The 26,829-nt window shown below is 67.8% G+C and carries 22 protein-coding genes and 2 pseudogenes; 17 read left to right on the top strand and 7 right to left on the bottom strand.

What is annotated here, in order from left to right:
• Window positions 1-8 precede the first annotated feature (8 nt).
• The 6 genes from AC5QAB_RS02700 (at window position 9) to AC5QAB_RS02675 (ending at window position 11,596) form a co-directional block, all read left to right on the top strand.
• On the top strand, window positions 9-371 hold the full coding sequence (locus tag AC5QAB_RS02700; protein ID WP_005410717.1) for a response regulator: 363 nt from the start codon (window positions 9-11) through the stop codon (window positions 369-371).
• Window positions 371-901, top strand: a complete 531-nt coding sequence (locus AC5QAB_RS02695; RefSeq protein ID WP_495233141.1) for a chemotaxis protein CheW — start codon at window positions 371-373, stop codon at window positions 899-901. The genes AC5QAB_RS02700 and AC5QAB_RS02695 overlap by 1 nt, the downstream gene beginning before the upstream one ends.
• A gap of 41 nt (window positions 902-942) precedes the next feature.
• Window positions 943-2,979: a methyl-accepting chemotaxis protein gene (locus AC5QAB_RS02690; RefSeq protein WP_014038185.1), complete on the top strand. Its 2,037-nt coding sequence runs from the start codon at window positions 943-945 to the stop codon at window positions 2,977-2,979.
• 100 nt (window positions 2,980-3,079) lie between these two features.
• Complete coding sequence (locus AC5QAB_RS02685) at window positions 3,080-9,811, top strand: Hpt domain-containing protein (RefSeq protein WP_495233140.1); 6,732 nt, start codon at window positions 3,080-3,082, stop codon at window positions 9,809-9,811.
• A complete protein-coding gene (locus tag AC5QAB_RS02680; RefSeq protein WP_495233139.1) occupies window positions 9,798-11,135 on the top strand; it encodes a chemotaxis protein CheB in 1,338 nt (445 codons plus the stop codon). The genes AC5QAB_RS02685 and AC5QAB_RS02680 overlap by 14 nt, the downstream gene beginning before the upstream one ends.
• Window positions 11,132-11,596 (top strand): chemotaxis protein CheW, encoded by a 465-nt coding sequence (locus tag AC5QAB_RS02675; protein ID WP_014648089.1) that lies wholly within the window; start codon window positions 11,132-11,134, stop codon window positions 11,594-11,596. The genes AC5QAB_RS02680 and AC5QAB_RS02675 overlap by 4 nt, the downstream gene beginning before the upstream one ends.
• Window positions 11,597-11,695: 99 nt before the next feature.
• Here the strand turns inward: AC5QAB_RS02675 and AC5QAB_RS02670 are convergent.
• The 4 genes and pseudogenes from AC5QAB_RS02670 to bioA all read right to left on the bottom strand — a co-directional run.
• Window positions 11,696-11,809: pseudogene (locus AC5QAB_RS02670) on the bottom strand (16S rRNA (uracil(1498)-N(3))-methyltransferase); the annotation flags it as partial.
• A gap of 157 nt (window positions 11,810-11,966) precedes the next feature.
• Window positions 11,967-12,080: pseudogene (locus AC5QAB_RS02665) on the bottom strand (16S rRNA (uracil(1498)-N(3))-methyltransferase); the annotation flags it as partial.
• 154 nt (window positions 12,081-12,234) lie between these two features.
• A complete protein-coding gene (locus tag AC5QAB_RS02660) occupies window positions 12,235-12,972 on the bottom strand; it encodes a 16S rRNA (uracil(1498)-N(3))-methyltransferase (protein WP_032959098.1) in 738 nt (245 codons plus the stop codon).
• Window positions 12,963-14,354, bottom strand: a complete 1,392-nt coding sequence (gene bioA / locus AC5QAB_RS02655; RefSeq protein WP_032959099.1) for an adenosylmethionine--8-amino-7-oxononanoate transaminase — start codon at window positions 14,352-14,354, stop codon at window positions 12,963-12,965. The genes AC5QAB_RS02660 and bioA overlap by 10 nt, the downstream gene beginning before the upstream one ends.
• Window positions 14,355-14,431: 77 nt before the next feature.
• Between bioA and nudE the strand changes: the two genes are divergently transcribed.
• The 8 genes from nudE to AC5QAB_RS02615 all read left to right on the top strand — a co-directional run bounded on the left by nudE (window position 14,432) and on the right by AC5QAB_RS02615 (window position 20,393).
• Complete coding sequence (gene nudE, locus AC5QAB_RS02650; RefSeq protein WP_495233138.1) at window positions 14,432-14,995, top strand: ADP compounds hydrolase NudE; 564 nt, start codon at window positions 14,432-14,434, stop codon at window positions 14,993-14,995.
• Window positions 14,992-15,795 (top strand): 3'(2'),5'-bisphosphate nucleotidase CysQ, encoded by an 804-nt coding sequence (gene cysQ, locus AC5QAB_RS02645; protein WP_014038179.1) that lies wholly within the window; start codon window positions 14,992-14,994, stop codon window positions 15,793-15,795. The genes nudE and cysQ overlap by 4 nt, the downstream gene beginning before the upstream one ends.
• Before the next feature lie 13 nt (window positions 15,796-15,808).
• Complete coding sequence (mazG, locus tag AC5QAB_RS02640) at window positions 15,809-16,648, top strand: nucleoside triphosphate pyrophosphohydrolase (protein ID WP_262217070.1); 840 nt, start codon at window positions 15,809-15,811, stop codon at window positions 16,646-16,648.
• On the top strand, window positions 16,645-16,974 hold the full coding sequence (locus AC5QAB_RS02635) for a YnfA family protein (RefSeq protein WP_164111296.1): 330 nt from the start codon (window positions 16,645-16,647) through the stop codon (window positions 16,972-16,974). Before mazG ends, AC5QAB_RS02635 begins: the two co-directional genes overlap by 4 nt.
• Window positions 16,975-17,049: 75 nt before the next feature.
• On the top strand, window positions 17,050-17,352 hold the full coding sequence (locus AC5QAB_RS02630; RefSeq protein WP_014648084.1) for an Mpo1-like protein: 303 nt from the start codon (window positions 17,050-17,052) through the stop codon (window positions 17,350-17,352).
• Between the two features lie 157 nt (window positions 17,353-17,509).
• The gene (gene gcvT, locus AC5QAB_RS02625; RefSeq protein WP_032959101.1) at window positions 17,510-18,622 is read left to right on the top strand and encodes a glycine cleavage system aminomethyltransferase GcvT; all 1,113 of its coding nucleotides are present in this window, start codon (window positions 17,510-17,512) and stop codon (window positions 18,620-18,622) included.
• A 93-nt stretch (window positions 18,623-18,715) separates the two neighbouring features.
• Window positions 18,716-19,111: a glycine cleavage system protein GcvH gene (gene gcvH, locus AC5QAB_RS02620; protein ID WP_014648082.1), complete on the top strand. Its 396-nt coding sequence runs from the start codon at window positions 18,716-18,718 to the stop codon at window positions 19,109-19,111.
• Window positions 19,112-19,886: 775 nt separating this feature from the next.
• Complete coding sequence (locus AC5QAB_RS02615) at window positions 19,887-20,393, top strand: hypothetical protein (RefSeq protein ID WP_049405613.1); 507 nt, start codon at window positions 19,887-19,889, stop codon at window positions 20,391-20,393.
• Window positions 20,394-20,517: 124 nt separating this feature from the next.
• Here the strand turns inward: AC5QAB_RS02615 and AC5QAB_RS02610 are convergent, their stop codons facing one another.
• Complete coding sequence (locus AC5QAB_RS02610) at window positions 20,518-21,411, bottom strand: LysR family transcriptional regulator (RefSeq protein WP_069116273.1); 894 nt, start codon at window positions 21,409-21,411, stop codon at window positions 20,518-20,520.
• Between the two features lie 114 nt (window positions 21,412-21,525).
• Between AC5QAB_RS02610 and AC5QAB_RS02605 the strand changes: the two genes are divergently transcribed.
• Window positions 21,526-22,284: an SDR family NAD(P)-dependent oxidoreductase gene (locus tag AC5QAB_RS02605; RefSeq protein WP_069116271.1), complete on the top strand. Its 759-nt coding sequence runs from the start codon at window positions 21,526-21,528 to the stop codon at window positions 22,282-22,284.
• Window positions 22,285-22,386: 102 nt separating this feature from the next.
• Here the strand turns inward: AC5QAB_RS02605 and AC5QAB_RS02600 are convergent, their stop codons facing one another.
• Window positions 22,387-23,787 (bottom strand): serine hydrolase domain-containing protein, encoded by a 1,401-nt coding sequence (locus tag AC5QAB_RS02600; RefSeq protein WP_032960851.1) that lies wholly within the window; start codon window positions 23,785-23,787, stop codon window positions 22,387-22,389.
• A gap of 284 nt (window positions 23,788-24,071) precedes the next feature.
• Between AC5QAB_RS02600 and AC5QAB_RS02595 the strand changes: the two genes are divergently transcribed.
• Together AC5QAB_RS02595 and AC5QAB_RS02590 are read left to right on the top strand one after the other, a co-directional pair.
• Window positions 24,072-25,400, top strand: a complete 1,329-nt coding sequence (locus AC5QAB_RS02595) for an NTP/NDP exchange transporter (RefSeq protein ID WP_032960854.1) — start codon at window positions 24,072-24,074, stop codon at window positions 25,398-25,400.
• Between the two features lie 76 nt (window positions 25,401-25,476).
• On the top strand, window positions 25,477-25,827 hold the full coding sequence (locus tag AC5QAB_RS02590) for a DUF1304 domain-containing protein (protein ID WP_014648076.1): 351 nt from the start codon (window positions 25,477-25,479) through the stop codon (window positions 25,825-25,827).
• A 478-nt stretch (window positions 25,828-26,305) separates the two neighbouring features.
• Here the strand turns inward: AC5QAB_RS02590 and AC5QAB_RS02585 are convergent, their stop codons facing one another.
• The gene (locus AC5QAB_RS02585) at window positions 26,306-26,773 is read right to left on the bottom strand and encodes a hotdog fold domain-containing protein (protein WP_014648075.1); all 468 of its coding nucleotides are present in this window, start codon (window positions 26,771-26,773) and stop codon (window positions 26,306-26,308) included.
• Window positions 26,774-26,829 lie beyond the last annotated feature (56 nt).

Here is a 26,829-nt window from a genome sequence, read left to right as displayed (position 1 = left end):
AAGGCACAATGGCTCGTATCGTCCTGATCGAGGATTCACCGACCGACCGCGCGGTGTTCACCCAGTGGCTGCGCCGTGCCGGCCACGAGGTGCTGGAAGCGGACAACGCCGAGGATGGCCTGCAGCTGGTCCGCGACCAGGTGCCGCAGCTGGTGCTGATGGACGTGGTCCTGCCCGGCATGAGCGGGTTCCAGGCCACCCGGGCGATGGCCCGCGATGCGGCGATCAAGCACATCCCGGTGATCATCGTCAGCACCAAGGCGATGGAAACCGACAAGGCCTGGGGCCTGCGCCAGGGCGCAGCCGATTACATCGTCAAGCCGCCGCGCGAGGATGAACTGATCGCGCGGATCAACGAACTGGTGGCCTGATGCGCTCGCCCTTCGACATCCTTGAAGCCTACGAACGACGCAGCCTGGCCCATGCAGTGCAGCTGCCCGGGCGGCAGTTCGCCCAGGACCTGTGGCGTGGCGTCGGTTACCGCGTCGGCCAGCGCCGGCTGGTGTCCGATTTCCGCGAAGTGGTGGAAATCGTGCCGATGCCGCCGGTGACCCCGGTGCCCTGCGCGCAGCCCTGGCTGCTGGGCGTGGGCAACCTGCGTGGCAACCTGTTCCCGGTGGTCGACCTGAAGTACTTCCTGGAAGGCATGCGCACCGTGCAGCAGGAAGGCCAGCGCGTGCTGATCATGCGCCAGGCTGGCGGCGACGTCGCACTGACCATCGATGAACTGTTCGGCCAGCGCAGCTTCGAGCTGGACCAGCAGATCGACGCGGGCACGTTGGCCGAAGGCCGCTACGGCCATTTCGTTGACCGTGCCTTCCATGCCGACGGCCATGACTGGGGCGTGTTCTCGCTCTCGCTGCTGTCGCGCACCCCTGAATTCCGGCAAGCCGCGGCCTGAGGCCGGGCATCGCCCCCTGCATTGAAGATCGAGGTTGAACGATGAGTACTGCTTCGGACGCCACCAAGACCGGCAAGCTGCGGCTGGGCGGCAGCAACCTCTGGCTGTTCCTGCTGCTGGCATCGATGATCCTGTTCGGCGTCAACACCGGCGTCGCCACCTGGCAGGGCAGCCGCCTTGCCGACGCCGGCTCCAAGGCCGCCGACCTGCAGGTGCTGTCGCAGCAGCTGGCCAACCAGGGACGTGACGCGGTCGGCGGCAACGCCCAGGCCTTCACCGCCTTCAAGGCCACCCGCAACGCGATCGAACAGAACGTGTCGACGCTGCAGGGCCGCTATGGCAAGGAGCCGGGCGTGTCCGGCGCCATCGCCACCCTGGGCGAAACCTGGGCGCCGCTGGGCAAGCAGGCCGGGCAGCTGGTGGCCAGCGAGCCGGCGGTGCTGGCGCTGGCCGGCAATGCCAACAACTTCACCGGCGCGGTACCGGGCCTGCAGGCCCAGCTGAACGAGCTGGTGCGCGCGATGTCCGCCTCCGGCGCCCCCTCGTCGCAGGTGTACAGCGCACTGCAGCAGGTCGTGGTGGCCGGTTCGATGGCCCGTCGGGTGACCGAAATGCGTGCCGGTGGCAGCGCCGCAGCGACCTCCGGGGATGCGCTGGCGCGTGACATCACCGTGTTCTCGCAGGTGCTCGACGGCCTGCGCAACGGCAACGAGGAACTGGGCATCACCGCCGTGCGCGGTGCTGCCGCCGTGGCCGCACTGGAGCAGTCGCAGCAGAAGTGGGAAGCGATGAAGCAGGACGCCGACGCGATCCTGGCCAGCTCGCGCCAGCTGTTCGCGGCGCAGTCCGCCGCCACCGCGCTGGGCCAGGGCTCGGCACACATGCTGGACGACAGCCGCAAGCTGTTCGATGCGTTCTCCTCGTTCGGCTCGGTGTCCGACACCCGCCTGTTCCCGAACTTCTGGATCGGCGTGGTGTCCGGCGCGCTGTCGCTGATCGCGATCATCGGCTTCGTCTCCACCAACGTGCGCAGCCGCTCGCGCGAGCAGGAACTGCGTTACCAAACCCAGGTGGAATTCAACAGCCGCAACCAGCAGGCGATCATGCGGCTGCTGGACGAAATCTCCTCGCTCGGTGAGGGTGACCTGACGGTGAAGGCCTCGGTGACCGAGGACATGACCGGCGCGATCGCCGACGCGATCAACTATGCGGTGGACGAGCTGCGCCACCTGGTGACCACCATCAACGACACCTCGGCCAAGGTCGCGATGTCCACCCAGGAAACCCAGGCCACCGCGATGCAGCTGGCAGAGGCGGCGGGCCACCAGGCCAACCAGATCACCTCCGCCTCGGACCGCATCGGTGAAATCGCAGCGAGCATCGAGCAGGTGTCGCGCAACTCGGCCGAGTCGGCCGACGTGGCACAGCGCTCGGTGGTGATCGCCGCCGAAGGCGCCGGCGTGGTGCGCGAGACCATCCAGGGCATGGACCAGATCCGCGACCAGATCCAGGAAACCTCCAAGCGCATCAAGCGCCTGGGCGAGTCGTCGCAGGAAATCGGCTCGATCGTGGAACTGATCAATGACATTTCCGAGCAGACCAACATCCTGGCGCTGAACGCGGCGGTGCAGGCGGCGTCGGCGGGTGAAGCGGGCCGCGGTTTCGCGGTCGTGGCCGACGAAGTGCAGCGCCTGGCAGAACGTACCTCGGGTGCGACCCGACGCATCGAAAACCTGGTGCAGGCCATTCAGGCCGATACCAACGAAGCGGTCACCTCGATGGAGCAGACCACGGCCGAAGTGGTGTCCGGTGCGCGCCTGGCCGAGGACGCCGGTACCGCGCTGACCGAGATCGAGCGCGTGTCCAACGCCCTCAATACCCTCATCAAGAACATCTCCATCGCCGCCCAGCAGCAGTCGGCCGCGGCCTCGGACATCACCCGCACCATGGGCGTGATCCGGCAGATCACCGGCCAGACCTCGCAGGGTGCCGGGCAGACCGCAGAGTCGATCGGCCACCTCGCGCAGCTGGCGGCGGACCTGCGCCGTTCGGTCGCCGACTTCAAGCTGCCGGCGTGACGCGGGCAGGGCGGCGAGCAAGGAACCAGTCGATGAAGCATTTCCATTCCCCACGCCAGAATCCGCGCGGCCATCGCGCGGCGGCGAACGGAGCGCGTCCATGAGCAGTCTGCGCGATGCGATGAGCCACGCAGCGCTGGGCTGGGTCAAGCCCGAGCTGGACGAGACCCTGCGCCAGGTGCGCAACGAGGTCGAGTACTACGCGGAAGACCCGAGTGATGCCAGCCGCATGCGCATCTGCGCCGGCTACCTGCACCAGGTGCAGGGCACCCTGCGCATGGTTGAACTGTATGCCCCGGCGATGGTGGCCGAAGAGCTGGAGCAGCTGGCCAATGCCATCGGCGCCGGCCAGGTGGCCGACCGGGATGAAGCCTGTGCGACCCTGATGCGTGGCAGCGTGCTGCTGCCGGACTATCTGGAGCGCCTGCAGAACGGCCATCGCGACATTCCGATCGTGCTGATGCCGCTGCTCAACGAGATCCGCGCGTCGCGTGGCGAAGAAGGCGTCAACGACAGCGTGCTGCTGGCCTTTGCGCCGGACAGCATCACCGCCACCGAGGCCGAACTGGACCATGCCCGGGGCAGCCTGAGCGGGCGCAACCGCGAGCTGCTCGATACCGTCGGCAGCGCAGTGAAGGAAGAACTGCTGCGCATCAAGGATGCGCTTGACCTGCACCTGCGCACCGGCGGTGCACCGGAACAGTTGCAGACCCAGGCCAACGAACTGGGCGCCGTGGCCGACACGCTGGGCATGATGGGCCTGGGCGTGGCCCGCGGCGTGGTCGTGCAGCAGCGCGACGCGCTGCGTGGCGTGGTCGAGGGGCGCCAGCAGATCGACGAGAACCTGCTGCTGGATATCGCCGGTGCGCTGCTGTACGTCGATGCCTCGCTGGACGACCAGGTTGCCCATCTGGGCGCCGGCGGCAGTGGCGAGGACGATCCGAGCGCGGTGGAGAACCGGCGCACGGTGGAAGTGCTGGCCCATGAAGCCATCGCCAACTTCGCTGCCGCCCGCGAGCATTTCGTCGCCTTCATCGAAACCAGCTGGAACCATGCCGAGCTGCAGGATGTACCGCGCCTGCTGGGCGATGTGTCCGGCGCGCTGCGCATGCTCGACCTGGGTACCGCCGCCGATTACCTGCGTGGCGTGCAGCAGTACATCGAGGCCGAGCTGATCGGCCGCCAGCGCGTGCCCAGCGGCCGCCAGCTGGACACCCTGGCCGATGCCATGGCCAGCCTGGAGTACTACCTGGAAGCCCTGCGCGATCGTCGCCCGGGCCGCGAAGACATCCTCGAAATCACCCGCAGCAGCCTCGAGGCACTGCGCTACTGGCCGCTGCCCGAACGCAACGCCGCCGCACCGGAAGCGCCGGCAGCGCTTGCGATCGAACGTGAGCCGCTGCCGGTGCAGGTCGAGCCGCTGCAGCCCGAGCGCATCGAGGTACCGGTGCAGCCTGCTGCGCCCGCGGCCGGCGACGTGCCGGTATCGCTGCCGGACTTCACCTTCGATCCGCCGCCGGCCACACCGGCACCGAGGGTGCCCGACAACAGCCTGATGTTCGGCGCGCTGGGCACCGCGGGCGTCGTGGCCGCCAGCCCGTTGGATGCTGGCGCCTCGCCGCTGCCAACACAGGCTGATGCCGAGGCATCGCTGGTCTTCGCCGCGTCCAGCGCACCTGCGCCTGATGTCCCGCAGTGGGAGCTGGCGCCGTTCTACCCCGAAGCCGAGGCGGCCGCACCCGCCGGCGACGAACGCGCGCCGACGTTCGCCAGTTTCGATCCCGTCAGCTTCGAACTGGCCGACAGCGATCACGCCGATGCACCGCAGTGGTCGCTGTCCGAGGCGCCGCAGGTGCTTGAGGAAAGCGCAGCGCCTGCGATCGACAAGATGACGGACAGCGTGGTTTCGCCCGTGACCGGATTCGATGCTGGGCCGGTGTTCGATCCGGTAGCGGCCGAACAGGGCGCGGTTGCCGAGGCCGACGACGTGGTGTTCCGCTTCGACGCCGATGCATTGGACAACGCTGACGATGTGCTGTCGCTGCATGCGATGGAAACGTTGTCGCTGGACGATGACGCCGGGTTGCATCCGTCGCTGGAGATCGTCGATGCCGTGGCACCGCCGCTGGCCGATGCATCGCCTGCGGCGGAGGTCAGGGTGGACGAGGCTCCGGATGACCTGCCGGCATCGTCGATCACGCCGCCGTCGATCGAAGCGCCCGCCCCGGCAGCGGAAACGTCGGCGCCGGCCGTGTCGGTGATCGATATCGACACCATCGCGCCGATCGATTTCAGCGAAGCCGATGCCCAGTTCTTCGCCGAGCTGAGTGCAGCCGCTGCCGGCTTCAATCCGCAGGCGATGCCCACCGCGGCGGCACCGGAAGCGGTCGTTGCGACCGGCGCCGACGCCAATGCCGATGCGACTACGGGCTTCGACGCCGGCTTCGACGACGACGCCGAGAACATCGACGAGGACATCCGCGAGGTGTTCCTGGAAGAGTTCGACGACGAGCTCGCCAATCTGGGCACGCTGCTGCCGGCGTGGCGCATGCAGCCGGACAACATGGACCGGCTGCGCCCGATCCGCCGCATCTTCCATACCCTCAAGGGCAGTGGCCGCCTGGTTGGCGCACGTACGCTGGGCGAGTTCGCGTGGAAGATCGAAGGCATGCTCAACCGCGTGCTGGATGGCAGCCGCGCCGCCTCGCCGGCGGTGCTGGCGATGGTCGACAACGCACATGCGGCGCTGCCACAGCTGAACGCAGCGCTGCGCCACGGCCAGCGCATCAGCGTCGACCTGCAGGCCATGCAGGCCATTGCCGATCGTGTCGGCGCAGGCGAGGAAACCTACTACGTACCGCTGCCGGGTGCGGCTGCGCCGGTTGTACCGGTTGCTGAAGCTGACGGCGAAGACGAGATCAGCCGCATTCTCGATGTGGAGGCTGCCGCCTCGGCGCCGGCCGATACCGACGTGGAGGCCGAAGTGGCCGGTACGCCGGCCAACATCGACAGCGTGCTGCGCGAGATTCTCGAGGCCGAGGTGGAAGTCCACCAGGCCACCCTGCAGGACTGGCTGCGTTCGGCGCAGCAGGCGCCGCAACCGGTCAGCGATGCACTGCTGCGCGCGGTGCACACCATGAACGGCGCCTTCGCGATGACCGAAGTGCCCGAGATCACGGCGGTGACCGGCGGCGCGGAGTCCTACATCAAGCGCGCACTGGCCGCCGAGGTGGTCCCGGGTGATGAAGGCGTAGCCGCCCTGGATGCGACTGCGCAGGCGATCACCGCCACCATGGAAGCGTTGCAGGCCGAACAGCCGCGCATCGCGCCGCAACAGGTACTCGCGCAGCGCCTGCAGGCGCTGGCTGGCGCGTTGCCGGAAGCGCGCTGGCCGATGGTGGGCCTGGAAGACGAAGAAGACGATCTGGCGCTGGATGACGAACCGCCGGTGGAACTGGACGCGGATGCATCGACAGCCGTCGCGCCTGAATCCGATGCGGTGCCGCATTCGTTTGCCGCACCGGAGCAGGACGCGGAAGCACGTGCCGATACTGCCGAAGCCCCGGTCGCCGACGTGGCGATCGAGGCCGGGCTGGAGGTCGGTGAGCTGACGGCCAGCGATGATCTTTCGCGCTACTTCGATGCCGGATGGCCGTCCGTACCGGGTGAGGAGGATGCGTCGCTGCCGGTGGTCGAATCGATCCAGGTGGCCGACGACGTTCCAGCCGTTGCCGTAGCCGGTGTCGAGGCGGAGGCCGAAGGCGTGCTGCGGTTGTCCGACGATGCCGGTTTGACCGTCGTGGATGATCTGTCGCCGTACCTGGATGCCAGTGCGCTGCCGGTTGACGACCGCGACGCCGAAGAGACTCCGGCCGCTGTCGAAGCCGTCGCATCTGACCTGAATACGCCCCCGGCCGATCACGCGCAGGTCGCTGATGCCACGGCGTTCGAAATGCCTGCTGCACTGCCACTCGACAGCGAGCTGTCGAGCCTGCAGGATGAAATGGCTGCGCCGGGGTTTGCAGAACCGGTCTCGCTGGAAGCCGCGCTCGAGGCCGGCCTGCACGTGATCGACGAAGAGCAGCCCCTGGCCGACGACGGGCAATGGCCCGTGCTCGGCCTGCAGGCCAGCGAACTCGCGCCGGGCGAGGCGGAAGCCTTTGCCGAGGACGCGGACGTCGGCGGGGAGGCGGCGATCGGTGAAGGAGAGAGCGCCGATCAGCCGTCCCCGGCGACGGTGAATGAGGAGATCGCGGAGGCCGCAGCGCAGGCCACCGCCGAACCGGTTCGCTTCTTCGAACTGGAAGACGCGCCGGGCCAGGCGGAGGTCCACGCCGAAGCTGCCGATGTCGATGCGGTTGCGGTATCGGATGCCGTGGCAGCCAGCGCGCCCGAAGCCGACGTGCCTGAAACCGTGACACCTGACATCCTTGCCATGCCGGTGCCGGAAGACAGCACCGATACGCTCGACTTCAGCGTCTACGATCGCGAGCTGGTCGACATCTTCGTCGAGGAAGGCAAGGACCTGCTCGACCACTGCGATGGCCTGATCAGCGAGCTGCGTGATGCACCGCAGGACCGCGAGGTGCTGGCCGGCCTGCAGCGTGACCTGCACACCCTGAAGGGTGGCGCACGCATGGCCGGCATCAACGCCATCGGTGATCTCGGCCACAGCATCGAATCGTTGCTGGAGGCGGTCGCCGCCGGTCGCACCGAGATCGAACGCCGCGATGTGCAGTTGCTGGAGCGCGGATTCGATCGCCTGCACCAGCTGCTGACCCGCACCGGTAACCACCGCGTGGTGGAACCGGCGCAGGATCTGGTCGATGCGTTCGAAGTGCGTACCACCACCGATATTGCCGCAGCAGCAGCGGCTGCCGCAGGCGCAGCGGACGTGGCGAGCGTTGCAGAAACCGCGTCGGCAGCGGTCGCCGGCCCGGCGCCGGCGCTGCTCGATGCGCCGTTGTCGGCACCGCTGCCGGCTGAAGGCGTGATCGATGAAGATCCGCTGGCGCGCCCGCAGCAGGAACAGGTGCGCGTGCGCGCGGATCTGCTCGACCGCCTGGTCAACCATGCCGGTGAAGTGGCGATCTACCGCTCGCGCCTGGAACAGCAGCTTGGTGCCTTCCGCGGCGCGATGGGCGAGCTGGAGCGCACCAATGCGCGACTGCGCGACCAGCTGCGCCGACTCGACCTGGAAACCGAGGCGCAGATCGTCGCCCGCTACCAGCGTGAGCAGGACCAGGCCGATCAGAAGTTCGATCCGCTGGAACTGGACCGCTTCTCCACGCTGCAGCAGCTCAGCCGTGCACTGAACGAGTCGGCGGCCGATCTCGGGGGCCTGCAGGGCGTGCTCGACGATCTGTCACGCCAGTACGATTCGTTGCTGCAACAGCAGTCGCGCGTCAGCTCCGAGCTGCAGGATGGCCTGATGCGCGCGCGCATGGTGCCGTTCGATGGCCTGGTGCCGCGCCTGCGCCGCGTGGTCCGCCAGTCCGGAATGGATACCGGCAAGCAGGTGCACCTGACCCTGGAGGGCACCCACGGCGAACTGGACCGCAATGTCCTCGATCGCATGGTCGCGCCGCTCGAACACATGCTGCGCAACTCCGTGGCCCACGGCCTGGAGGCGCCGGAACAGCGTCGCGCCGCCGGCAAGCCGGAGGAGGGCGAAGTCGCCATCCGCCTGCACCGTGAAGGCTCGGAAATCGTGCTGGAAGTGGCCGATGACGGTGCTGGCCTGGACCGCGAAGCGATCCGCCGCCGCGCCATCGATCGTGGCCTGTTGGCCGCCGATGCGCAGCCCAGCGAGCAGGAACTGGACAACCTGATCTTCGCCTCCGGTTTCTCCACCGCCGACCAGGTCAGCCAGCTGGCGGGTCGTGGCGTGGGCATGGACGTGGTGCGCAACGAAGTGCGCCAGCTCGGCGGCTCGGTCGACATCCAGTCGGTGCGTGGCCAGGGCGTGCGCTTCACCTTGCGCCTGCCGCAGACGCTGGCCGTCACCCAGGCGGTGTTCGTGCAGATCGGTGAAACCACCTTCGCCGTGCCGGTGGCCTCGGTCAGTGGTATCGGCCGCCTGTCACGCGAACGCTTCGAGGCCGCCGACAGCAGCTACCGCTACAGCGGCGAAGACTATCCGCTGTATGACCTCGGCAGCCTGGTCGGGCAGGCCCCGGCACGCGCCGATGGCCAGGACCAGGTGCCGCTGCTGCTGGTGCGTGCCGGTGACCTGCGCGCTGCCGTGGCGATCGACCAGGTGCTGGGCAACCGCGAAATCGTGGTCAAGCCGGTCGGCCTGCAGATCGCATCGGTACCGGGCATCTACGGTGCCACCATCACCGGCGATGGCCGCGTGGTGGTGATCCTGGACGTCGCGCCGCTGGTGCGCCGTTTCCTCGCCAATCCGACCGCACCGGTGCTGGCCAATGCACCGCGCGACGAACGCCAGGTGCCGCTGGTGATGGTGGTCGATGACTCGCTGACCATGCGCAAAGTGACCGGACGCATCCTGGAACGCCACAACTTCGAAGTCAGTGTTGCCCGTGACGGCGTGGAAGCACTGGAGCGGCTGGAAGAGCGCGTGCCGGACCTGATGCTGCTGGATATCGAGATGCCGCGCATGGACGGCTACGAGCTGGCCACGGCGATGCGCGCCGACCCGCGCTACAAGGATGTGCCGATCGTGATGATCACCTCGCGCAGCGGCGACAAGCACCGCCAGCGCGCCTTCGAGATCGGTGTCCAGCGTTATCTGGGCAAGCCGTACCAGGAACTGGACCTGATGCGTAACGTGTACGACCTGCTGGGGATCGCCCGTGTCCGTGAGTGAAACCCATCCGGCCCCGGCCGTCGCCCTGCTGGCCCGCCCCGGTGCGGCGCGCGAACGCCTGCGCGAGGCGCTGTCGCACGCAGATGTGCAGCTGGTCCTGGAAGATGACCCGAACGGCCTGGAGCCACAGGTCCTGCAGGCTGCGGATCCGCAGTTCGTGGTGATCGCGCTGGAAACGGCCATCGAGGACGCACTGGAACGGCTGGACGCCGTGCTCTCGGCACCGGGGCTGACCCTGGTGTTCGATGAGGCCGAGCTGGCCGCGCGCCGCGACGGCTGGGAGGCGCAGCGTTGGGGGCGCCATCTGGCCGCCAAGCTGCACGGCCACCAGCAGGTGTTGCCGCCGGGTGCCGAGGAAGAGCCCAGCCTGCAGCTGGAGCCCGGCCATCCGGCGCCCGCGCCGGCGCCGCAGGAAGAAGCCCTGCAGCCGCATCTGGCGCAGGCGCTGAGCTGGGCCGATGACGTTCCGGCCGACGGTCTGTACTCGCCGCCGGCACACCTGCACGAACCGATCGCGCTGGAGCAGGCCCTGGCGGCACTGCAGCCGGACGTGCCCGAACCACGGGATCCGCCTTCGCCGCCGCAAGCGCCGGCCGAACCGGCGGCGCCTGCGGCACCGCCGATCTCCTTCGATCACACCGCCTGGTCGCTGGTCGAGGAATCGATCGAAGCGCCGGCACCGGCAGAAGTGGCGGCGCCGGCCGCCGCGCCGCAGCCCTCCTTCGATACCGATCATTTGACCCTGGTCGATCTGGATGCCGCCGCCCCGGCCGGTGCGCGCGCCGCATCAGTGCTGGTGCTGGCCGGCATCGGTGGCCCGGATGCGTTGCGTCGCCTGCTCGGCGCACTGCCCGCGTCGTTGAGCGTGCCGGTCCTGGTGCACATGCGCCTGGACGGTGGCCGCTACGGCAACCTGGTCAAGCAGATGTCGCGTGTTTCGCCGTTGCCGGTGCAGCTGGCCGAGGCCGGCCAGCGCGCCGCGCCGGGCGAGGTCCACGTGCTGGCCGATGATATCGGCGTGCGCGCGGCCAGCGATGGCCTGCATTTCCAGAGCGATGCCACCGGTATTTCGCTCGCTGCATTGCCGGCCGCACACACCGCGCTGGTGCTGCTCAGCGGTGCCGACCTGGCCCATGTCGGCCCGGCGCTGGACCTGGCGGCCGCCGGTGCGTGGGTGGCCGGGCAGGTAGGCGAGGGCTGCTACGACCCGGCTGCGGCCACCGCCGTGGTTGCTGCCGGCATGGTGGCCGGTGAACCGCAGGAGCTGGCGCAGGCAATTGCCGCGCGCTGGGGTGAGCAGGACGACAACGGAGAGGCACCATGAGCTACGCCAGCAACGACGAAATCCGCGGCGTCCTGATCCAGGCCGGCAACGAGCGCGTACTGCTGCCCAATGCCACCGTGGCCGAAATGATGTCGCGCGTACCGGTGCAGCCGGTCTCCGATGCGCCGCGCTGGCTGGTTGGCGAGATCGGCTGGCACGGCTGGCAGGTGCCGCTGGTGTCGTTCGCACGCCTTTCCGGGCTGGGCGAAGAGACGGTGGCCGGCCACAACAAGGTGGTGGTACTGAAGTCCCTCAGCGGCAACGCGCAGCGCCCGTACTACGCGCTGCTGACGCAGAACTTCCCGCAGCTGATCTCGGTGCCGCGCGACGGCCTGCTGGCCGACGCCTCCGAAGAAACCCTGCCGCAGATCGTGCACATGCGCGTGCTGCTGGGTGAGCAGAGCGCGCTGCTGCCGAACCTGGATGCACTGGAAGCGGCGCTGGATTCGCTGGCGGCCTGATCGGCAATCCGCCGGTCGGGTAGCTGGTAGTGCCGGCCGCTGGCCGGCAACCTCATGATCCCGTGGATGCCGGCCAGCGGCCGGCACTACCACGAAGCCTTACCCCAGATCGCCCAACCGCGCCTGCAACGCCGCGATCGCGGCCAGCCCGGCCGTTTCCGTGCGCAGGATCTGCGGCCCCAGTTGCAGCCCCTGGAATCCCGCCGATTGCAATCACGATGCCGCCAGCGGGAGCGGCTTCCAGCGTCGACATCCGCTGGCGGCCTGATCGGCAATCCGCCGTTCGGGTTCCCGGTAGTGCCGGCCGCTGGCCGGCAGCCCCATGATCCCGTGGATGCCGGCCAGCGGCCGGCACTACCACGAATCAGCCTTACCCCAGATCGCCCAAGCGCGCCTGCAACGCCGCGATCGCGGCCAGTCCGGCCGTTTCCGTGCGCAGGATCCGCGGCCCCAGTTGCAGCCCCTGGAATCCTGCCGATTGCAATCACGATGCCGCCAGCGGGAGCGGCTTCCAGCGTCGACATCCGCTGGCGGCCTGATCGGCAATCCGCCGGTCGGGTTCCCGGTAGTGCCGGCCGCTGGCCGGCAACCTCATGATCCCGTGGATGCCGGCCAGCGGCCGGCACTACCACGAAGCCTTACCCCAGATCGCCCAACCGCGCCTGCAACGCCGCGATCGCGGCCAGTCCGGCCGTTTCCGTGCGCAGGATCCGCGGCCCCAGTTGCAGCCCCTGGAATCCTGCTGCGGCCAGTTGATCGCGGTCGCGTGGCGACCAGCCGCCTTCCGGGCCGATTGCAATCACGATGCCGCCAGCGGGAGCGGCTTCCAGCGTCGACAGGCGATGTGCTCCCTGCGGATCCAGGGTCAGCCGCAGCGAATCGGCTGGCAGCGCCGCCGCAGCCTGCGCCAGCGACAGCGGCGAACCTACCGGCGGAATGCGCGCGCGCCCGGACTGGCCGCAGGCCGAGGTCACCACGTTGTTCCAGTGCGCCACGCGCTTCTCGGCCCGTGCCGCGTCCAGCTTCACCTCGGTGCGCTCGGCGTTGACCGGAATGATCGCGGCCACGCCCAGCTCGGTGGCCTTCTGCAGGATCAGGTCCATCTTCTCGCCACGGGCGATGCCCTGCAGCAGGGTGATCGCCAGCGGGGACTCATTGTCGATGGCCTGCACGGCGTCGATGCGGACCTGCACCTCGCGCTTGCCGGCCACGGTCAGCGTCGCGCTGTAGTCGTGGCCATCGCCGTTGAACAGCACGCAGGTATCGCCTTCGCGCAGGCGCATCACCCGCACCAGGTGGTTGGCGGTCTCTTCCGGCAGGGTCACGGTCTGGCCGCTGTGCAGCGCCAGGTCGATGGGGCAGCGGGTCACGCGCATGCAATCGCCTCGTCGATGGCCGCCAGCGTAGTGTGCGCCAGCAGCTCCAGTTGTTCGTCGTCCACGCAGTAGGGTGGCATCCAGTACAGCACGTCGCCCAGCGGGCGCAGCACCACGCCGCGCTTGAGGGCGGCCTTGTAGGCCTGCAGGCCCAGCCGCAGGCCCGGGTCGAACGGCGTGCGCTTGTTGCCGTCGCGCGACAGCTCGAACGCCACCACCATGCCGGCCTGGCGCACGTCGGCCACGTGCGGGTGGTCGGCAAACGGTGCCGCCAGCGTGCCCATCACCGAGGCGATGCCCCGGTTGCGCGCGATCACATCGTCGTCGCGGAAGATGTCCAGCGTCGCCAGCGCCGCGGCGCAGGCCAGCGGGTTGCCGGTGTAACTGTGCGAATGCAGGAAGGCGCGCTCGCGCGAGTCGTCGAGGAAGGCGTCATACAGCGCCTGCGTCGCCAGTACGGCGGCCAGTGGCAGGAAGCCGCCGGTCAGGCCCTTGGACAGGCACATCAGGTCCGGCATCACCCCGGCCTGCTCGCAGGCGAACAGGGTGCCGGTGCGGCCGAAGCCGGTGGCGATCTCGTCGGCGATCATGAACGCGCCATGGGCATCGCACAGTTCGCGCACGCGCTGCAGGTAGACCGGGTCATGCATGCGCATGCCGCCGGCACACTGCAGGCGCGGTTCCAGGATCACCGCGCAGACCTCGCCCGGGTGCTGGTCGAACAGCGTGGCCAGGCCATCGGCCGCCTGCCGTGCGCGATCGGCCGCGCTCTGGCCCGGTTCGGCCAGGTAGGCATCGGGCGACGGCGCGAACAGGCCCTCGGCCAGCAGCGGCGCATAGACGCGGCGGTACAGCGGAATGTCACCCAGCGCCAGCGCGCCCAGGGTTTCGCCGTGGTAGCCGTTCTCGAGCGCGATGAAGCGCGTGCGCCGGGGCTCTCCGCGGTTCTGGAAGTACTGGAAGGCCATCTTCAGCGCCACTTCCACGCCGGCGGACCCGTTGTCGGCGTAGAACACCTTGGCCAGCGGTTCGCGGCCGGCCTGGCGTGGCGCCAGTGCCAGCAGGCGTTCGGCCAGGGTGATCGCCGGCTCGTGGCCGAAACCGGCGAGCATCACCTGTTCCAGCTGCCCGGCCTGGGCAGCGATGGCACCCCCGATGCGCGGTTCGGCATGACCGAACAGATTGGTCCACCAGCTGCTGACCGCGTCCAGATAGCGGTTGCCGTCGTGGTCGATCAGCCATGCGCCTTCGCCACGGGCAATCGGTACCAGCGGCAGGGTGTCCGGATGCTCACGCATCTGCGTGCACGGGTGCCACAGCACCTGCAGGTCGCGCTGCCGCCAGTGGCGGGCCAGCGGGGAGGGGGTTGGGTCTGCTAGCATTTCGGGCTCATGAACATGTTGCTGCCTGCACATTCTATCGGCCCCGGCGCAGCCGCCGGTCGCCGCGGAGATTCCGCATGAACGATGACCGTGCCGGCCGTCGCTTGCCGATCATCCATCGGATCACCGATGAGGAGAACGGCCCCTTCCAGCGCCAGCACCTGGACCTGGAGTTCTCCAACGGCGAACGCCGCCGCTTCGAGCGCCTGGTCAGCCGTGGGCACGGTGCGGTGGTGGTGGTGCCGATGCTCGACGACGAGACCGTGCTGCTGGTACGTGAATACGCCGCTGGCATGCACCGTTACGAACTGGGGCTGGTGAAGGGCCGGATCGATGCCGGCGAGACGCCCGAGCAGGCGGCCGACCGCGAACTGAAGGAAGAGGCCGGTTATGGTGCGCGCCGGGTCGACGTGCTGCGCGCAGTGACCCTGGCCCCGACCTACATGAGCCACCAGTCGTGGCTGGTGGTGGCGCGCGACCTGTACCCGGAAAAACTGGCCGGCGACGAGCCGGAGGAGCTGGAAGTGGTGCCGTGGAAGCTGGCCGAACTGGACCAGCTGATGCTGCGCGAGGACTTCTCAGAGGGACGCTCGCTGGCGGCGCTGTTCATTGCCCGCCAGTGGCTGCAGGGAACGCGATGATCAAGCTGACGACGGACCTGCGCGAGACCGCCATCGCCATCGCCCAGGAAGCCGGACAGGCCATCATGCAGGTGTATGCCGATGGCTTCGACGTGCAGATCAAGGACGACAACAGCCCGGTCACCGCAGCTGACCTGGCCGCCAACCAAGTCATTGAACTGGGCCTGCGCCAGCTGACCCCGGACCTGCCGATCCTGTCCGAGGAATCGGCGCAGGTGGGCTGGGAGCAGCGCCGCCACTGGGGCGCCTACTGGCTGGTGGACCCGCTCGACGGCACCCGCGAGTTCGTCAAGCGCAACGGTGAGTTCAGCGTCAACATTGCCTTGATCTACCAGGGCGCACCGGCATTCGGCGTGGTGCTGGCGCCGGTCACCGGCATTGTCTGGCATGCCATGCGCGGGGAACTGGCCTATCGGCGGCAGGGTCTGCACGACACCGTGCTGCGCACCCGCACGCCGGCCACTGCTCCGCTGCGCGTCGCCGCCAGCCGATCGCACCGTTCGCCGGAAACCGAGGCGCTGCTGGCGCGCATGGGCCGCATCGAGACCATCGCGCAGGGATCGTCGCTGAAATTCTGCCGGATCGCCGAAGGCGGCCTGGATGTCTATCCGCGGCTCGGCCCGACCTCTGAATGGGATACCGCCGCCGGCCAGTGCGTGCTGCATGCGGCGGGTGGCGCGGTGCTGTCGGCCGCGACCGGCAAGCCGTTCCGCTACAACCGCCGCGAAACGCTGTTGAACGGCGATTTCATTGCCCTTGGTGATACCAGCCTGCCGTGGCGCGACTGGTTGTCCGACTGAACCTGGAGGCCGCATGAGCGCGCACGACACCCCTGCCACCGGCAGCGAGGCAAGCCATCAACTGGAACGCCTGCTGGTCATCATGGCGCGCCTGCGCGACCCGCAGGGAGGTTGCCCATGGGACCTGGAGCAGGACTTCTCGACCATTGCCCCGTACACCATCGAGGAAGCCTACGAGGTGGCCGATGCGATCGACCGCGGCGACCTCGACGATCTCTGCGACGAGCTCGGCGACCTGCTGCTGCAGGTGGTGTTCCACTCACGCATGGCCGAGGAGCAGGGAGCATTTGCCTTCGCCGATGTCGCACGTGCGATCAGCGACAAGATGCAGCGCCGTCACCCGCATGTGTTTGCCGATGTCAGCGTCGACGATGCCGACGGAGTGATGCGCAACTGGGACGCGATCAAGCGCGCCGAGCGTGCCGCCAAGGGCGAGCAGGACACCTCCGCACTGGCCGGTATCTCGCGTGGCCTGCCGGAATGGCAGCGCGCCGTGAAGCTCCAGTCGCGCGCGGCCAGGGTCGGTTTCGACTGGCCGGGCCCGCTGCCTGTGCTGGACAAGGCGGCCGAGGAGCTGCAGGAGCTGCGAGAGGAATTCGAGCGCGGCGATATCGCGGGCAACAAGGCGCGCCTGCAGGAAGAACTGGGCGACCTGCTGTTCGTCTGCGCCAACCTGGCCCGGCACGCCGATATCGATCTGGGCGCCGCACTGCGCGGGGCCAACCACAAGTTCGAGCGGCGCTTCCGCGCGATGGAAGCGCAGGCCGAGGCGCAGGGGGAGGCGTTGGCGGCACTGGACCTGGATGCGCAGGAAGCGCTGTGGCAGCACGCCAAGGCAGCAGAAAAAGCGTGAAGACGCTTGGCCTGTTCCTGCTGACCGCGCTAGCCGAGATCGTCGGCTGTTACCTGCCATGGTTGTGGCTGCGCAAGGGAGGCAGCGTCTGGTTGCTGCTGCCGGCCGCGGCCAGCCTGGCCCTGTTCGCCTGGCTGCTGACTCTGCACCCGACTGCCAGTGGACGGGTCTATGCCGCCTACGGTGGCGTGTACATCGGCACCGCGCTGTTCTGGTTGTGGCTGGTCGACGGCATCCGCCCCAGCCGCTGGGACCTGTTCGGTGCAGCCCTGTGCCTGGCCGGCATGGCGGTGATCATGTTCGGTCCGCGCACGCCTTCGGTGTAGAGCCTGGCATGGCCCGGCGCAACAAGGTCCGCGATGGCGCATGATGGGGGCGCCCCTGGCCCCCGGAGCACGCGCATGTCGCGCTTCGCCAGCTTCCGCGAGTTCTATCCGTTCTATCTCAGCGAGCACCGCCACCCGGTCTCGCGGCGCCTGCATTTCATCGGCAGCTGCGGGGTGCTGCTGCTGGCTGCGGCTGCCGTGTTGCGCGGCCAGCCGACGCTCCTGCTGGCCGCGCTGTTCTGCGGTTATGGATTCGCCTGGGTCGGCCACTTCTTCTTCGAGAAGAATCGCCCGGCCACCTTCCGGCATCCGCTGTATTCATTCATGGGTGACTGGGTGATGTTCGTCGACATCCTGCGTGGGCGGGTGCGCCTGTAACAGGCGGTTGCGGGGAGCGCAGCCATTGCCTTGCCCGAAAGGGAAAGGGCGCGGCGGGCCGCGCTTCCGCTTCCACGAACCGCTGCGCTGCGGCACGCCTGCGGGCGACCGATCTGGGATAATGGGAATTCCTGTTTCCTCTGCTGCCGGACCGGTCATGACCCAGAAGACGCTGCTCAACGATACCCACCGCGCCCTTGGCGCCAAGATGGTCGATTTCGGGGGTTGGGACATGCCCATCCACTACGGCTCGCAGCTGGACGAACACCACCTGGTGCGTCGCGAAGCCGGCGTGTTCGACGTCAGTCACATGACCGTGGTCGACCTGCGCGGTGACCAGGTCAAGCCGTTCCTGCGCCGCCTGCTGGCCAATTCGATCGACAAACTGAAGGTGACCGGCAAGGCCCTGTACTCGTGCATGCTGAATCCGCGCGGCGGCGTCATCGACGACCTGATCGTCTACTACCTGGGCGACGATTTCTTCCGCATGGTGGTCAATGCCTCCACCCGCGAAAAGGACCTGGCCTGGCTGCGTGAGCAGGCGGCACCGTTCGGTGTTTCCGTCGAGCAGCGCCCGGACCTGGCCATCCTCGCCGTGCAGGGCCCGCAGGCGCGCGACATCGTGATCGGCCTGGCCCGCGAAGCCGACCGTGCAGCACTGACCAAGCTGGGCCGCTTCGCCGCCCTGCAGGCGCAGTCCGACGACAGCGTCGAGTTGTTTGTCGCCCGCACCGGCTACACCGGTGAAGACGGTTTCGAGATCCTGCTGCCGCAGGATGCCGTGGTCGCCTTCTGGAACCGCCTGCTGGCGGCAGGCGTGAAGCCGGCCGGCCTCGGTGCGCGCGACACCCTGCGCCTGGAGGCCGGCATGAACCTGTACGGCCAGGACATGGACGAAGAGATCAGCCCGTATGAAGCGGCACTGGCCTGGACCGTGTCGCTGGACGAAGGCCGCGACTTCATCGGCCGCGACGTGCTGGAGGCGCAGAAGGCCGCCGGCACCGCGCGCCAGATGATCGGCCTGGTGATGGACGAGAAGGGCGTGCTGCGCCACGGCCAGGCGGTGACCACCGCTGGCGGCCAGGGCGAGATCCTGTCCGGCACCTTCTCGCCGACCCTGGCCAAGGGCATCGCCTTCGCCCGCGTGCCGGCCGGTGAACTCGGCGAGGTCACCGTCGACATCCGCGGCCGGCAGGTGCCGGTGCGCGTGGTCAAGTTCCCGTTCGTGCGCGAAGGCCAGGCCCAGCCCGGCGTGCTCGCCGACGCCTGATCCGAACGTGCCGGTCGTCACTGACAGCAGTGGCGGCCGGTTGGTTACACTAGCCCCGTTTTTTCCACCCCTGCATATCTCTGGAGCAGTCCCATGAGCGAGATCCCCGGCGACCTCAAGTTCCTCAAGTCCCATGAGTGGGCCCGTGTCGAAGGCAATGGCCGCGTCACCGTCGGTATTTCCGACCACGCCCAGGGCCTGCTGGGTGACCTGGTCTACGTCGAACTGCCGGAAGTCGGCGCCGACGCCAAGGCCGGCGAACAGATCGCCGTCGTCGAGTCGGTGAAGGCCGCCTCGGACGTCTACAGCCCGATCAGCGGCAAGGTCGTCGAGGTCAACTCGGCCCTGTCCGACAAGCCGGAAACCATCAACGAAGATGCCTACGGCGAAGGCTGGATGTTCGTGATCGAACTGACCAACGCCGAAGAGGTCAACGAGCTGCTGGACCCGGACGCGTACGCCGAAGCCCTGGAGAACGACGACCACTGAGTCGTCGTTTCCGGATTCTGGAACGGCCACCTTCGGGTGGCCGTTTTTGTTTTGGCGACCGCGTCGGACTCATGACGCGGGGTTCGCTGTGCACCCTCGGCGTGGCATCAGCCGACAGGCGAACGGTGCCGATGGGCGTGCGCAGTTTTGCGCAAATCCGCGTTTCAGCCCCGCGCCGAAGCGTTCGAATGTGAAAACTTTTCGGCCCCCGTTGCGGCGCCGTTGTGCTGGCGTTGGCGGCGGTGCCGGTGATCACCGACGATGCGCGTACGCCGTTGTGCCTTGCCTGCGCCTGTCTACGCGGAGTGCTTATTTCAAGTGTTTTTTGATCAACGCCTGCATTGGCATCGATGCAGGCAACGTGCGTGCGCGCCGCTTCCACCGTCGTTGCAGGCCGTGCAGAGTGGTGGCGCCGGCGGCGCCCGGGAAGGCGCGGATGTGAAAATTTTTCGCGGGGGTTGTTGACAGTAAAAAAAACCGTGATTAGGTTTCGCCTCAGCAGACCTTGCCTGCCCAACCGAGTGCGCAGAATCAATCGTCCGATGCGAAGCAGCCCCTTCAAGACCACCGCGACCCTGATGACGGTGGACATGGCCCCGCTTCCCCCGGAGAAATGCAAGGCAACTCCCGTTCCGATGCCCGCTCCGCCGATCGAGGCGGGCATTGCCGCATCCGTAACGGCGCGCCTGACGCGCCGGCGGTCCCCGCACGCAGCATCCGCGGGTTTGATCCAACTGGGCGTTTCAACTCCCTATCACTGACGAGGAGCCATCCCATGGCAACCAAGAAAGCTGCGAAGAAGAAGCCCGCCGCCAAGAAAGCGGTGAAGAAGGTCGCGAAGAAGGCCGCTGCCAAGAAGGCAGTGAAGAAGGTCGCGAAGAAGGCAACCGCCAAGAAGGCAGTGAAGAAGGCTGCGAAGAAGGTCGCCAAGAAGACCACTGCGAAGAAGGCAGTGAAGAAGGCGGCGAAGAAGGTAGCCAAGAAGTCCGCTGCCAAGAAGGTAGCCAAGAAGGCCACCAAGAAGGTTGCCAAGAAGGCCACCAAGAAGACTGCCAAGAAGGCCGCGGCCCGCAAGCCGGCCAAGAAGGTCGCGAAGAAGGCCACTGCCAAGAAGGCCGTCAAGAAGACCGCCAAGAAGGCAGTGAAGAAGACCGCGAAGAAGGCCACCAAGAAGGCTGCCCCGAAGAAGGCAGCGAAGAAGGTTGCCAAGCGCAAGCCGGCCGCCCGCAAGAAGAAGGCCGCTCCGGTCGCTCTGCCGGCAACCCCGGCGCCGCTGATCTAAGTACTTCCCGATAGCCGCATCCTGAAACCCCCTTCCCTGGCTGCCCAGCGGGGAGGGGGTTTTTTTATGGGCCACTTGTAGCGTCGAGTCGAGCCAGGCTCGACCGCTTTCCTGACGGTCGGCGCTAGCCGTGCGGCGCCGCTGGAAAGCGCTCCATCAGGAAGTCGAGGAAGCTGCGCAGGCGGGTGGAGTGGTAACGGTCGTGCGCATAGACCACGTGCATCGGCCGACCGGCCTGACCGTATTCCGGGAACAGCTGCACCAGACGCCCCGCCTCGACATCGGCGGCCAGCAGCAGCGTCGATTGCAGGACGATGCCAAGGCCATGCAGCGCCGCCGAACGCAGCGCTTCGCCATTGTTGATCTGCAGTCGGCCGTCGGGCACGTGGTCGAGCTCGCCAGCGTCGTCCTGCAGCCACTGCGCAAGCGCACTCGGTTCGAACGACAGGCATTGATGGCCGGCAAGTGCGTGCACGCTGCGTGGCGTGCCATGCGTGGCCAGATACGCCGGCGAGGCGCACATCATCAAGCGATAGGGGGCCAGTGCTCGTGCCACCAGCACGCTGCTGTCGGCCAGCGTGCCGATGCGCAGTGCCGCCTCGAAGCCCTCTTCGGCCAGGTCGACCACACGATCGGTCAGCGTGGCTTCGACCCGGACATCCGGATGACGGGCCATGTACTCGGCCAGCGCCGGTACCAGCGCGTGTGTACCGAAGATCACCGGTGCGCTGATGCGCAGCGTGCCCGCCGGTGAGAGCTGCTGGTGCTGCGCCTGCGCGTCGGTTTCCTCCACCAGGCGCAGGATCTCCTTGCAGCGCGCGTAGTAGTCCTCGCCGAACGGTGTCATGTGCTGGCGCCGGGTGGTACGGCTCAACAGCTGCATGCCCAGCCGGGCTTCCAATGCGCGCAGGTGCTTGCCGGCCATCGTTGCCGAGATATCCATCGCCGCGGCTGCCGCACTGAGGCTGCCCTTGTCCACGATCAGCACGTAGACCTGCATGCTCTCCAGCAGGTTCATCTGACACCCCGGGTGTTGAATGCTGAAACCTGCGTGGAGTTTATCAATCAGGGGTGATCAAACAGCATGTCGTGCACGGACCGGATTCGCCGGCCACGCTGACAGGAGAACACCATGGACTTGAACCTTGCTGGCCGTACCGCGTTGGTGACGGGCGCGGCCAGCGGCATCGGTGCCGCCGTCGCCAGGCAGCTGGCGGCCCAGGGCGTGCGCGTTGCCATCACGTCGCGGCAGCGGGCACCGCTGCAGGCGCTGGCGGCGCGGATCGAAGCCGAAGGCGGCGCCGCACCGGTCATCGTGGCCGGCGATGTCACAGTTGCCGGCGACCTCCGGTACATCGCGGACGCATCCCGTGAGGCATTGCAGCGTGTCGACATCCTGGTCAATGCCGCAGGCGGTTCCCGGCCGACCACGGTCGATGCCGATGACGATATCTGGGAGGAAGCGATCGCCCTGAACTTCTCCGCCGCACGACGGCTGACCCAGGCGCTGTTGCCCGGCATGCAGGCGCAGGCATGGGGACGGGTGATCAACTTCAGCGGTTCGATGGAACCGCGCGCGGTGAACGCGGCCACCGCGGCGAAGGCGGCATTGCACCTGTGGAGCAAGGGCCTGTCGTCGGAGGTGGCGGGGCAGGGCATCACGGTGAACGCGATTGCACCGGGGCGCATCAACAGCGCGCAGATCCTGGACCGCCTGCACCCCACCGAGGAAAGCAGACGCGCGTTCATTGCCCGCAACATCCCGATCGGACGCTTTGGTGAACCGGAGGAAGTGGCGCCGCTGGTGGCGTTCCTGGCCTCGCCGCTGGCGGGTTACATCACCGGTGCGGTGATTCCAGTGGACGGCGGCATGCACTACTTCGCGCACTAGCGCTGCGGAACTGCAGAGCCGAGCATGGGCTCGACGCTGCAACGGCCAACAAAAAGGGCGACCGATGGGCCGCCCTTCGCACACACGGTCGAGCCCGCCTGGTCAGCGCGGCGAAGCCACCGCGCGGTTGCCCGAGGCGCCCTTGCCCTTGCGCTTGTCCTGCTGCGCCGGGCTTGCGCCCTCGGCCATCAGGTTGTCGCTGCCGAAGTCGGTGTCCACGTCCAGCCAGCGCTGCGCCGGCAGGCCGAGCGCCGAGTCGAGCACGGTCGGCAGCAGGCCGCTGGGCAGGCCGCTTTCGCCATTCCAGAGGATGGCGATGCCGAGGTCACGTTCCGGCACCAGCGCGACCAGGCCGCGATAGCCCTGCACGGCACCTGCATGGAACACCACGTCGTGGCCGGCGTAGTCGAAGGTACGCCAACCCAATGCGTAGCCCGCCGAGTGCAGGCGCTCACGGCGCCAGCCCGAACGCATCTCGCCCGGCGTGTTGATCAGGCTTGAATGCAGGGTGGCCAGCAGCGGTGCCGGCAGCACGTCGGGGCGATGGCCGGTGTGGGCCAGCAGCCACTGCGCCATGTCGCTGGCGCTGGCGTTGACGCCAGCCGCCGGAGCGACGCGGTAATAGGTGGGCTTGGGCGTCAGCGAGACCCAGCCGTTGCGGCTGCGCACGTGCGGACGCGCCCAGCGCGAGCTGGCCTGGATGCCGGCCAGGCCGAGGCTGGCATCATTCATGCCCAGCGGCTTGAAGATGCGGCGCTCGACCGACTGCTCGTAGAAGCTGCCCGAGGCCGCATAGACCACGTCGCCGATCAGGCTGAAGGCCACGTTCTGGTAGGCGTAGCAGTCGCCCGGCAGGCATTTCAGGCTGGTGTTGGCCAGCTTCTGGGTCAGCGCGTAGTACTCGGCGTTGCCTTCGATGTCGCGGTCGTAGGCGTTGTACGGCAGGCCGACGCGATGGCTGAGCACGTCGGCCACGGTCAGGCGGTCGGTGGCTTCGGGCGAATTGAGGCGGAAGCCCGGCACGTAGTCGGTGACCTTGCTGTCCCAGCGCAGCGTGCCGTCGTTGACCAGCAGGCCGGCCATGGTGCCGGCGAAGGCCTTGGACAGCGAGGCCAGGCGGAACACGGTGTGCGCATCGACCGGCAGCGGGTTGTTGACGTCGGTGACGCCATAGCCACGCGCGCTGAGAATGCGGCCGCCCTGCACGATCGCCACCGCCATGCCTGGCACGCGCTCGCCATAGGTCAGCTGCTGCGCCATCGATTCGATGTTGGCGACGTTGAAGCCAGCCGCCGGCGCCTGGACGCGCGGCACCAGACCGGTGCGGTAGGCCGCAGGCTGGGTGTGGGCGACGGTGGCAGCCGTCGCGGATTCGATGTTGGTCGGCATCGGCGGCAACGCCGGCGGTGTCTGCGCGGTGGTGGACAAGGCAACGGGCATCAACATGCCCAGCAAACCGGTGGCCGCCGAACGGATCGGACGACGCAGGCTGTTCTTTTTCATCGGTTGGACCCGTGCGCGACTGCTGATGGCGATTCTAGCGCCGCTTTTCCCCTGTGCACAAACAAAGCGAAGATGAATGCGCATCTTGTTGAAAAAGTTGGAATTTTGACGCCCCGAAAGTGTGTATCGGAACGTGTCGTCCAGGCCGGTCGTCGCGTCCGTCCGCAGGCGCGAGGGCGCGTCACGCTGGCGATGTTGCAGTGCATTGGCTAACGTACGCGCTTCACCGCCCCGGAGCCTGCCATGCTGCTGTCCAACCGCCGTCTGTGGGCGAGGGGCGCTGCATGAGCGCTGCATCGGGCAAGGGGCCGCTGCAGGGCCTGGCGGCGGCGCTGCGCGAGTCGCCGGCGCTGTGGTGGTCGTTCCTGTACTTCTTCTGCCTGCTCAGCGGCTACTACGTGCTGCGCCCGGTGCGTGAGGCCATGGCCGCCTCGGCGGACCTGGAAACGGTGTTCCCGCCCGTGCTGATCACCTGGTTCGCCAGCCATGGCATCGCGTTGAAGGACTTCGTCCTGCAGTTCCTGTTCTCCTGCGTGTTCGTGATCATGCTGGTGCTGCAGCCGGTGTACGGCTGGCTGGTCAGCCGCTTCCCGCGCCGTGTGTTCCTTCCCATGGTGTACGGCTTCTTCATCGTCACCCTGCTGGGGTTCTACGCACTGTTCGACAGTCACGTGCCAGGGCGGGGCATGGCCTTCTTCCTCTGGGTGATGGTCTTCAACCTGTTCGCGGTGGCGGTGTTCTGGAGCTTCATGGCCGACGTGTTCTCCAACGCACAGGCGCGTGCCTACTACGGCTACATCGGTGCGGCCGGCACCGTTGGCGCGTTCCTCGGCCCGTTGATCACCAGCGCGCTGGCCCAGCGCGTGGGCATCGCCAACCTGATGCTGGTCTCGGCAGCATTCCTGGTCGTGTGCCTGTTGTGCATCTGGCGGCTGCGGCATTGGGCGGTGCTGCGCGAACGCGAGCAGCAACTGGTGTCCGGCGAGCAACCGATGGGCGGCAGCGTGCTGGACGGCCTGAAACTGATCGTGCGCGAGCCGCTGCTGCGCTGGTTGGCGGTGATGGTGGTGTTCGGCGTGGGCGTCGGCACGCTGCTGTACAACCAGCAGGCCAGCATCGTGCGCGCGGCGTTTACCGACCCGGCGGCCAGTACCGCGTTCTTCTCGCGCATCGACCTGGCGGTGAACGCGCTGGCGCTGCTGATGCAGGTGGGCCTGACCCGCTGGCTGCTGTCGCGCCACGGCATCGCGCCGGCGCTGCTGATTCCCGGTTTCGCGATCCTGATCGGCTTCTCGGTGCTGGCAGCCTCGCCGATGCCGTTGATGGTCGCGGTGGTGCAGGTGATGACCCGCGCCAGCGAATTCGCACTGGCCAAGCCGGCGCGCGAGACCATCTACACGCGCGTGGACCGGCAGTGGCGCTACAAGGCCGGCGCGGCGATCGACACCGTGGTGTACCGCGGCGCGGACCTGGGGTTCACCTGGATCCACAAGGCACTGACCCTGTTCGGCTCGCACGTGGTGTTCATCGGCGGCGTGCTGGTGGCCGGCTTCATGACCCTGGCTGCATTCGGCGTGCTGCGCGAAGAAAAGAAGCTGCCGCGCGACCGTTGATTTGCCGGGGTCAGAGCCTTTTCCCGCGGGGATAGGGCGCTGACCCCATTCTCCTTCCCTGTCCAAGGAACCGCACATGTACTGGATCGCACTCGCCCTGACCTTGCTGGTCGCACTGCTGCACGTCTATTTCCTGGTCCTGGAGATGTTCCTGTGGACCCGCCCGCTGGGCCTGAAGACCTTCCGCAACACGCCGGAGAAGGCCGGGGCCACGCGCGTGCTGGCGGCCAACCAGGGCCTGTACAACGGCTTCCTGGCGGCAGGCATCGTGGTGGGGCTGGTGATCGATCAGCCGGTGCTGGTGACGTTCTCGCTGGCCTGCGTGGTGGTGGCGGGGTGCTATGGCGCGTACAGCGTGAGCCGCCGTATTTTCATGATCCAGGCGGTGCCGGCGATCCTGGCGTTGGTGTTTCGCGCGCTGGCGTAGTTTCCAGCCAACGGCGCAGCCCCTCGTGGGTTGGTCGCGTGGAGCGGGTCATGTGTTGGGGGTGGCGGGTGGGCCGTGCAGGGGACGCTGCAAGTACGTCCATGTAAGCTCGATGGCGCCATCCATGGCGCCAACGCCCCTGAACGGCCCACCCGCCACACCCCTGACAGTTTCAGGGCGCGGCCAGCCACGGAGAAGAAAAAGAAGTTCAAGAGCAACAGCAACAGCAAAAAGCGGCCGGTGGGCCGCTTTTGCTTTTGCTTCTGCCCTTCTTTTTTCTCTTGCGTGGGTGGACGCCGCAGAGATGCGTCCGAGGCTGGGGGCGGTGGGTTCGCGGGGGTGTCCGCGGCATGGATGCCGCGGCCAAGCCCCCAGGGATGGGTTCACGGCGTCCCCCGCGAACCCACCGTCCCCAGCCTAACCAGGGCTTTCCGCGATCAACCGTCCACCCACGAGGGGCTGCGCCGTTCGCGGGGACCTACTTCGCCGGCGACAACCACATGTCGATCACCGCGCTGAACACCTCCGTGCCCGCACGGTCGCGCACGCTCACCGTCACCGGCAGCGCATAGCCCTCGGCCGCGACGACAATCGGCTGTGCCGGCAACGCCACCGCCTGCAGCGTGCCACGTGCCTTGGCCAGGTACTGCACCTGCATCCCCTTCGGGATCCAGCGCATGCCCTTCGGCAGCGATGCATCGACCATCAACCCGGCGGTCAGTTCGGCCAGGTTGCACATCGCGATCGCGTGCACCGTGCCGATGTGGTTGCGCACCCTGCGGCGGTCGGCCAGCGTGCCTTCGCAGCGGCCGTGTTCCAGGCGGGTGATGCGTGGCGCGATGCTGGCGAAGTAGGGCGCCTTGAAGCACACCGCGCGCGAGAACAGCCAGGTGCCGGCGGGCCAGCGCTGCAGCCGGTGGTAAAGCGAGAGCAGGGGCGTGGACATGGTGGGTATTCCGGTCGGCGGATAAAGCGACGGCGGGCCGAGGCCCGCCGTCGAAG

Source organism: Stenotrophomonas sp. YJH_SMC_127 (assembly GCF_059372445.1).
Note: the sequence above shows the minus strand (reverse complement) of the source record. Positions and strands in the feature narration are given on the sequence as shown.

Coding starts and splice junctions, on each gene's coding strand:
- AC5QAB_RS02700 (WP_005410717.1), top strand. CDS start 9: ATGGCTCGTATCGTCCTGATCGAGGATTCACCGACCGACCGCGCGGTG.
- AC5QAB_RS02695 (WP_495233141.1), top strand. CDS start 371: ATGCGCTCGCCCTTCGACATCCTTGAAGCCTACGAACGACGCAGCCTG.
- AC5QAB_RS02690 (WP_014038185.1), top strand. CDS start 943: ATGAGTACTGCTTCGGACGCCACCAAGACCGGCAAGCTGCGGCTGGGC.
- AC5QAB_RS02685 (WP_495233140.1), top strand. CDS start 3,080: ATGAGCAGTCTGCGCGATGCGATGAGCCACGCAGCGCTGGGCTGGGTC.
- AC5QAB_RS02675 (WP_014648089.1), top strand. CDS start 11,132: ATGAGCTACGCCAGCAACGACGAAATCCGCGGCGTCCTGATCCAGGCC.
- AC5QAB_RS02660 (WP_032959098.1), bottom strand. CDS start 12,972: ATGCGCGTGACCCGCTGCCCCATCGACCTGGCGCTGCACAGCGGCCAG.
- bioA (WP_032959099.1), bottom strand. CDS start 14,354: ATGCTAGCAGACCCAACCCCCTCCCCGCTGGCCCGCCACTGGCGGCAG.
- nudE (WP_495233138.1), top strand. CDS start 14,432: ATGAACGATGACCGTGCCGGCCGTCGCTTGCCGATCATCCATCGGATC.
- cysQ (WP_014038179.1), top strand. CDS start 14,992: ATGATCAAGCTGACGACGGACCTGCGCGAGACCGCCATCGCCATCGCC.
- mazG (WP_262217070.1), top strand. CDS start 15,809: ATGAGCGCGCACGACACCCCTGCCACCGGCAGCGAGGCAAGCCATCAA.
- AC5QAB_RS02630 (WP_014648084.1), top strand. CDS start 17,050: ATGTCGCGCTTCGCCAGCTTCCGCGAGTTCTATCCGTTCTATCTCAGC.
- gcvT (WP_032959101.1), top strand. CDS start 17,510: ATGACCCAGAAGACGCTGCTCAACGATACCCACCGCGCCCTTGGCGCC.
- gcvH (WP_014648082.1), top strand. CDS start 18,716: ATGAGCGAGATCCCCGGCGACCTCAAGTTCCTCAAGTCCCATGAGTGG.
- AC5QAB_RS02615 (WP_049405613.1), top strand. CDS start 19,887: ATGGCAACCAAGAAAGCTGCGAAGAAGAAGCCCGCCGCCAAGAAAGCG.
- AC5QAB_RS02610 (WP_069116273.1), bottom strand. CDS start 21,411: ATGAACCTGCTGGAGAGCATGCAGGTCTACGTGCTGATCGTGGACAAG.
- AC5QAB_RS02605 (WP_069116271.1), top strand. CDS start 21,526: ATGGACTTGAACCTTGCTGGCCGTACCGCGTTGGTGACGGGCGCGGCC.
- AC5QAB_RS02600 (WP_032960851.1), bottom strand. CDS start 23,787: ATGAAAAAGAACAGCCTGCGTCGTCCGATCCGTTCGGCGGCCACCGGT.
- AC5QAB_RS02595 (WP_032960854.1), top strand. CDS start 24,072: ATGAGCGCTGCATCGGGCAAGGGGCCGCTGCAGGGCCTGGCGGCGGCG.
- AC5QAB_RS02590 (WP_014648076.1), top strand. CDS start 25,477: ATGTACTGGATCGCACTCGCCCTGACCTTGCTGGTCGCACTGCTGCAC.
- AC5QAB_RS02585 (WP_014648075.1), bottom strand. CDS start 26,773: ATGTCCACGCCCCTGCTCTCGCTTTACCACCGGCTGCAGCGCTGGCCC.